The sequence below is a fragment of the Nocardioides sp. genome, from assembly GCF_035481145.1.
Lineage (GTDB): Bacteria > Actinomycetota > Actinomycetes > Propionibacteriales > Nocardioidaceae > Nocardioides.
In genome coordinates, this window is record NZ_DATIHB010000031.1 from 1 (window position 1) to 6,886 (window position 6,886).

Annotated in this window: 5 protein-coding genes and 1 pseudogene; all 6 read right to left on the reverse strand. The window is 67.6% G+C overall.

Translation table 11 applies throughout. The features are described 5' to 3' along the window. Positions 1-207: pseudogene (locus VLF38_RS02660) on the reverse strand (DNA-directed RNA polymerase subunit beta); the annotation flags it as partial. Between the two features lie 91 nt (positions 208-298). After that, positions 299-3,772, reverse strand: a complete 3,474-nt coding sequence (gene rpoB / locus VLF38_RS02665) for a DNA-directed RNA polymerase subunit beta (RefSeq protein ID WP_325269746.1) — start codon at positions 3,770-3,772, stop codon at positions 299-301. Between the two features lie 185 nt (positions 3,773-3,957). Further along, positions 3,958-4,794 carry a hypothetical protein gene (locus VLF38_RS02670; protein WP_325269747.1) on the reverse strand — a complete coding sequence of 279 codons (837 nt, stop codon included), beginning with the start codon at positions 4,792-4,794 and terminating at the stop codon, positions 3,958-3,960. Continuing rightward, a complete protein-coding gene (locus VLF38_RS02675) occupies positions 4,791-5,351 on the reverse strand; it encodes a hypothetical protein (RefSeq protein WP_325269748.1) in 561 nt (186 codons plus the stop codon). The genes VLF38_RS02670 and VLF38_RS02675 overlap by 4 nt, the downstream gene beginning before the upstream one ends. Positions 5,352-5,378: 27 nt before the next feature. Beyond that, positions 5,379-6,668, reverse strand: a complete 1,290-nt coding sequence (locus tag VLF38_RS02680; RefSeq protein WP_325269749.1) for an MlaD family protein — start codon at positions 6,666-6,668, stop codon at positions 5,379-5,381. Further along, on the reverse strand, positions 6,665-6,886 hold a 222-nt coding region (locus tag VLF38_RS02685), incomplete at its 5' end, for a hypothetical protein (protein WP_325269750.1). The genes VLF38_RS02680 and VLF38_RS02685, both read right to left, overlap by 4 nt.

A 6,886-nucleotide genomic window follows, 5' to 3' on the forward strand; every position in this document is an offset into this window, starting at 1 on the left:
GCGCACGCGCTTGTACTTGCCGCAGTAGCACTCCCAGTCCCGGGTGGGACCGAAGATCTTCTCGCAGAAGAGGCCGTCACGCTCGGGCTTGAGCGTGCGGTAGTTGATGGTCTCCGGCTTCTTGACCTCGCCGTGGCTCCATCCGCGGATCTCGTCCGCGGTGGCCAGGCCGATCTTGAGCTGGTCGAAGAAGTTGACGTCGAGCACTTGGCTTGTGTCCTTCGTTAGTACTGAAGAGAAAAGACTTGATGACCGAGGGCCACGCGTACGCCGGTCACCCGGCGTACGCGTGACTCACTCAGACTTCTTCGACAGAGGGGTTCTCGCGACGGGACAGGTCGATGCCCAGCTCCTCCGCAGCGCGGAAGACGTCCTCGTCGGCGTCACGCAGCTCGATCATGGAGCCGTCCTGCGAGAGGACCTCCACGTTGAGGCAGAGCGACTGCATCTCCTTGACGAGAACCTTGAACGACTCCGGGATGCCCGAGTCGGGGATGTTCTCGCCCTTGACGATCGCCTCGTAGACCTTCACACGGCCCGGCACGTCGTCGGACTTGATGGTGAGGAGCTCCTGGAGGGCGTAGGCGGCGCCGTACGCCTCCATCGCCCAGACCTCCATCTCACCGAAGCGCTGGCCACCGAACTGGGCCTTACCGCCGAGCGGCTGCTGGGTGATCATCGAGTACGGACCGGTGCTGCGCGCGTGGATCTTGTCGTCGACAAGGTGGTGCAGCTTGAGGATGTACATGTAGCCGACCGAGACCGGGTCCGGGAACGGCTCGCCGGAGCGACCGTCGAACAGGCTCGCCTTGCCCGACTCGTCGATCAGGCGGACGCCGTCGCGGGTCGGGGTGGTCTGGCCGAGCAGGCCGATGATCTCGTCCTCGCGCGCACCATCGAAGACCGGCGTGGCGACCTTCGTGTTGGGCGCGGCCTCGTCGGCACCGATCTCGATGAGCCGCTTGGCCCACTCGGTGTCGCGCAGGTCGGCGTCGATGTGCCAGCCCTGCTTGCCGAGCCAGCCGAGGTGGAGCTCGAGGATCTGGCCGATGTTCATACGACGCGGAACACCGAGCGGGTTGAGGATCACGTCGACCGGGGTGCCGTCCTCCATGAACGGCATGTCCTCGACCGGCAGGATCTTCGCGATGACGCCCTTGTTGCCGTGACGGCCGGCGAGCTTGTCACCCACGGAGATCTTGCGCTTCTGGGCGACGTAGACGCGGACGAGCTGGTTGACGCCGGGGCTGAGCTCGTCGCCGTTCTCGGACTCGAAGACGCGCACACCGATGACCGTGCCGGACTCGCCGTGCGGGACCTTCATCGAGGTGTCGCGGACCTCGCGCGCCTTCTCACCGAAGATCGCGCGGAGCAGGCGCTCCTCCGGGGTCAGCTCGGTCTCGCCCTTGGGCGTGACCTTGCCGACGAGGATGTCGCCGGTCGAGACCTCGGCACCGATGCGGATGATGCCGCGCTCGTCGAGGTCGGCCAGACCCTCCTCGGAGACGTTCGGGATGTCCCGGGTGATCTCCTCGGGGCCGAGCTTGGTGTCACGGGCGTCGACCTCGTGCTCCTCGATGTGGATCGAGGTGAGGACGTCCTCCTGGACGAGGCGCTGCGACAGGATGATCGCGTCCTCGTAGTTGTGGCCCTGCCAGGGCATGAAGGCCACGAGGAGGTTGGTGCCCAGCGCCATCTCGGCGTTGTCGGTGCAGGGACCGTCGGCGATCGGCGAACCGGCCTCGAGGCGGTCGCCCTCGCTCACCAGCGGGCGCTGGTTGATGCAGGTGCCCTGGTTGGAGCGGCGGAACTTCGCCATCCGGTACGTCGAGTACGTGCCGTCGTCATTCATGACCTCGACGGCGTCGGCGGAGACGTCCTTGACGACGCCGGCCTTGGACGCGGTGACGACGTCACCGGCGTCGACGGCGGCGCGGTACTCGATGCCGGTGCCGACGATCGGGCTGTCGCTCTTGATGAGCGGGACGGCCTGACGCTGCATGTTGGCGCCCATGAGGGCACGGTTGGCGTCGTCGTGCTCGAGGAACGGGATCAGGGCGGTCGCGACCGACACCATCTGGCGCGGCGAGACGTCCATGTAGTCGACGTCCTCGGGCAGGATCTCGGAGACCTCGCCCTGGCGCAGGCGCACGAGCACCCGCTCCTCGGCGAAGCGGCCGTTCTCGTCCAGGACCGCGTTGGCCTGCGCGATGACGAAGCGGTCCTCGTCGTCGGCGGTCAGGTAGTCGATCTGGTCGGTGACGACACCGTTCTCGACCTTGCGGTACGGCGTCTCGACGAAGCCGAACGGGTTGATCCGTCCGTACGACGCGAGCGAGCCGATGAGGCCGATGTTCGGGCCTTCCGGGGTCTCGATGGGGCACATGCGGCCGTAGTGCGACGGGTGGACGTCGCGGACCTCCATGCCGGCGCGGTCACGGGAGAGACCACCGGGGCCGAGCGCGGAGAGGCGACGCTTGTGCGTCAGGCCCGCGATCGGGTTGGTCTGGTCCATGAACTGCGAGAGCTGCGAGGTGCCGAAGAACTCCTTCAGCGCCGCGACGACCGGGCGGATGTTGATCAGGGACTGGGGCGTGATCGCCTCGACGTCCTGCGTCGTCATCCGCTCACGGACCACGCGCTCCATGCGGGCCAGGCCCGTGCGGAGCTGGTTCTGGATGAGCTCGCCCACGGTGCGCATGCGGCGGTTGCCGAAGTGGTCGATGTCGTCGGCGTCGACCGGGGTCGGCACCGCGTCAGCGGCCTCGCTCGCGGTGGGCAGCTCAACCTCGCCGGCGTGGAGGGCCACGACGTAGCGGATGGTCGCGACGATGTCGTCGATCGTCAGCGTCTGCTGGTCGAACGCCTCGTGCGTGCCGAGCTTCTTGTTGATCTTGTAGCGGCCGACCTTCGCGAGGTCGTAGCGCTTCGGGTTGAAGTAGTAGTTGTTGAGCAGCGTCTGCGCAGCCTCACGCGTCGGCGGCTCGCCCGGACGCAGCTTGCGGTAGATGTCGAGCAGCGCGTCGTCCTCGCCCTGGGTGTTGTCCTTCTCCAGGGTGAGCATCATCGACTCGTACTGGCCGAACTCTTCGCGAATCTGCTCGTTGGTCCAGCCGAGGGCCTTGAGCAGCACGGTGACGTTCTGCTTGCGCTTGCGGTCGAGGCGGACGCCGACCATGTCGCGCTTGTCGATCTCGAACTCGAGCCAGGCGCCACGCGAGGGAATGACCTTGGCGGTGTAGATGTCCTTGTCGGACGTCTTGTCGGCGGTGCGCTCGAAGTAGACGCCCGGCGAGCGGACGAGCTGCGAGACGACGACGCGCTCGGTGCCGTTGATGATGAAGGTGCCCTTGTCGGTCATCAGCGGGAACTCGCCCATGAAGACCGTCTGGCCCTTGATCTCGCCGGTCTCGTTGTTGGTGAACTCAGCCGAGACGTAGAGCGGCGCGGAGTAGGTGAAGTCCTTCTCCTTGCACTCCTCGACGGTGTACTTCGGGTCGTAGAAGACCGGGTTCTCGAACGAGAGCGACATCGTCTCGGAGAAGTCCTCGATCGGGGAGATCTCCTCGAAGATCTCGGTCAGACCCGACTTCGTGGAGACGTCCTCGCCAGCGTCGATGCGACGCTGGACGACTTCCTGCCACTTCTCGTTGCCCACCAGCCAGTCGAAACTGTCAGTCTGGAGGGCGAGGAGCTGCGGGACCTCGAGAGGTTCGGTGATCTTCGCGAAGGAGATGCGACGGGGGTTACCAGCGGAGCTGCGCGCGGCCAAGAGGTGTCCTTCTGAGGGAACGCGGTGATCTGGCGCCGCCGACCACGAACCAGCCACCTGGAGGCAGGCCGCATATGAGGGCAGACGCAAAGAAGAAGGTTAGCGTAGATGCGCGCGCGTCACAAACCCTCAACCGGGGAAAATCCCGGAGGGTACGACGATGATGAACGCCGGAGCGTCACCGGTCAAGCAGGTCGCGTGGTCCGCATGTCGTCGACGAGCCACTCGCCGTCGACCAGGCGCATCGAGAAGGTGACCTGGTCGCGGTAGACGACCGGCTCCTTGGCACCCTTGCGCGAGGTCGGGCGGTCCACGAAGAGGAGGACGTCGACGCCCTTCTCCGAGCTACGCGCCACCGCAGAGCCGAGCACGGTGGCTGCCACCACCGCCTGCGCCGCCGGCGCGTTCTGCTCGATCAGCGTGAAGGTCTGCTCGTAGTCCTTGCGGAACGACGAGGTCATCCGGGCCGATGCGGCCTTCTTGTCCTGGGCCAGGTGGCGGTAGTCGTAGGAGAGCACCGGCACCGCTGCCTTCTCCGCGGCATCGGCTGCATCGACAAGCCGCTGCTGCGACTCCGGTACCCCGCCAGCCGGGAGCACCCGCCCGAGGGGACCGGCGGCGAAGACCGCCGCCAGGAGCACCACAACGGTGAGCACGGCGAGGATGACCAGGAGGGCCGGTGACCCGGCCAGCCCCTGCGGCGCACGAGCGTCGGCAGGTTCAGCGACAACGTCACCATCGTCAGGCTCGTCGCCCGCGCTCAGGTCCGCAGTCGAGGTCGCGGCAGCAGAGCCCTGCCCAGGACCGGCGGCGTCGCCGCCGTCGGGAAGCTCGTCGGCAGCCAGCTCAGCGTCGTACTTCTCCCGCTTGGCCGGGTCGAGCAGCACGGCTCCGGCCTGGTTGAAGACGTTGAGCTTCGGGTCCGTCGGGTCCATGTCGGCGACGGCGCCCTTCCAGGCAGCGCGGATCTCGTCGGTCGAGGCATCGCGGGCGACGCCGAGGACGGCATACAGCTCGATCACTTCGCCTCCTCCCCCGTCACGGGCGTGAAGTCGTCCACGCGCCACTCCCCCTTGATCCGGACCAGCTCGACCTTCGAGCGGGTCTGCCGCGGGTCGCCGTAGCCACCCTTGTCGTAGCGCCCCGTGGTCTCCCAGGCGACGAAGGCCGTGGCGCTGTCGCCGTCCACGGAGGCGACCCCGACTGCGTTGACCTTCGCCTTCACCTGCAGCTTCGACTGCGCGACGATCGCCTCGACCGCCTTGACCTGCTCCTCGAAGGTCGCGCGGAACTTCGTGGTCAGCAGGGTGCCGACCCGGCGCTGGTAGTCCGGCATCGTGCCGTCCTTGAGGTCGTCGGGCCCGTAGGTGCCGACGTTGAGTGCGAACTGCTCAGCCACCTCCGCGATCTCTGCCCGCTCGGCACTGGTGCCGTAACCACCGCCCGGAGGCGCCTCGACGTCCCGGTGCTGGAGCGTGCGCACCACGAGGAGCGCAACGGACGCGGCGAGGAGGAGGCTGAGGACGACGAGGAGCACCCGCCGTCCCGGGCGCGCGGCAGTGCCGGGCTCGTGCGTCATTCGGTCACTTCCTGTCGAGGGAGGTGGTCACTCGCCGAGCGGCTGCAGATAGAGCCACTTCCACGTGTCGGACCCGAGGCTCGTGGGCGCCGGGACGTCGGTGCGACGCCCGTCTGCCGGAACCTCGTCGGTCCACGTGACCTTACCCGTCTCCCGGTCGTAGGTGGCGACCACAGGCGCGGCATCGACGGACGGCGCCGGACGGTCGCGCGGCGAGTGCTGCGCGCCGCGTGCGTTGCTCTTGGTGGCCGGCTCGGCGCAGTGGGCGTCCATCACCATCGGGCGATTGCTGCCGTCGCTCGGCGCCCGGCGGTCGGTGCTCTGGTAGCCGTCGTGGCAGACCGAGGGGGTGTTCGTGAAGACCAGGCCGAAGTGCGCGTCGTACAGGCCCGTGACGGGGTCCTTCGCGGTCACGGTGAAGCCTCCCTGGACGACGTACGGGTACGCGACCAGCATCGTCTCGAGCCCGCGGAGGTGGCGGTTGACGACCTCACCGGTGGTGACCAGGTTGTTGATCAGCTCGGAGAGCTCGACACCGTGGTCGCGGAGGAACTCCTTGAGCACCGTCGCGGTCACAGCGCCCCGGTCGATCAGCAGGCGGATGTCCTTGTCGGAGCCGCGGACCGTGGAGGAGAAGAGCGCCAGGTCGCGGGCGAAGCCGCGGATGGACGAGGCCGAGGCCAGCTGGCCGTCGAGGACCGTCCGGCCGTCGCGGATCAGCGCCGTGGTGATGTCGAAGTTCTCGGTCGCGGTCTTCAGGAACCGGTCCTGGGTGTCGATCAGCGTGCCGAGGTCGTCACCGGTGTCCTTGAAGGCCAGCCCCATCTCGCTGACGACGGTGCCGAGAGCCTCCTGGTCGACGTCGGCGACCGTGCGGCTGACGTCGGCGAGCAACGTGGCCGTCGCGATCGGCGTCCGGGTGTCGGCCTCGACGACCTCGCTGCCTTCGCGCAGGTAGGGCTTGTCGTCGCTGCGCGGCTGCAGGTCGACGAACTGCTCGCCGAGCGCGGAACGGTTGGCGACCACGGCCAGTGTGTCGGCCGGGATCCTGTCGTGGCCGCTCTCGATGGACATCACGACGTCGACACCGTCGCGGGTGGCGCGCAGCTCCGTCACCTCACCGACCTGCACACCGCGGTACGAGACCTCGGCGCCGTCGTAGATGCCGCCGGACAGCTCGAAGTGACCGGTCACCTCGTAGGCGCTGTCGTAGAAGAAGCGGTCGAGCTGGGCATAGCGCGCCCCGACGAACGCGCACCCGATGACCGTGATGAAGGCGAACACGATCAGCTGGATCTTCGTACTCCGCGTGATCATCGGGCCACCCCCGGGACGAGCAGGGCAACGAGGTCCGGGTCGTAGGACCGCATCAGGTCGGCGTACGACACGCGCGCGGTCTGCTCGGGTGCGCCGCGCAGCTTCGGGAGGTTCTTGGTGAGCTGGTCGAGCGGGTTGGTGCTCGTCGTGCCACCCGAGGTGGTCTTCGTGGCGCAGAGGAGCGGCAGGGCGACCACGTCGCAGAGCGGCAGCGTGCC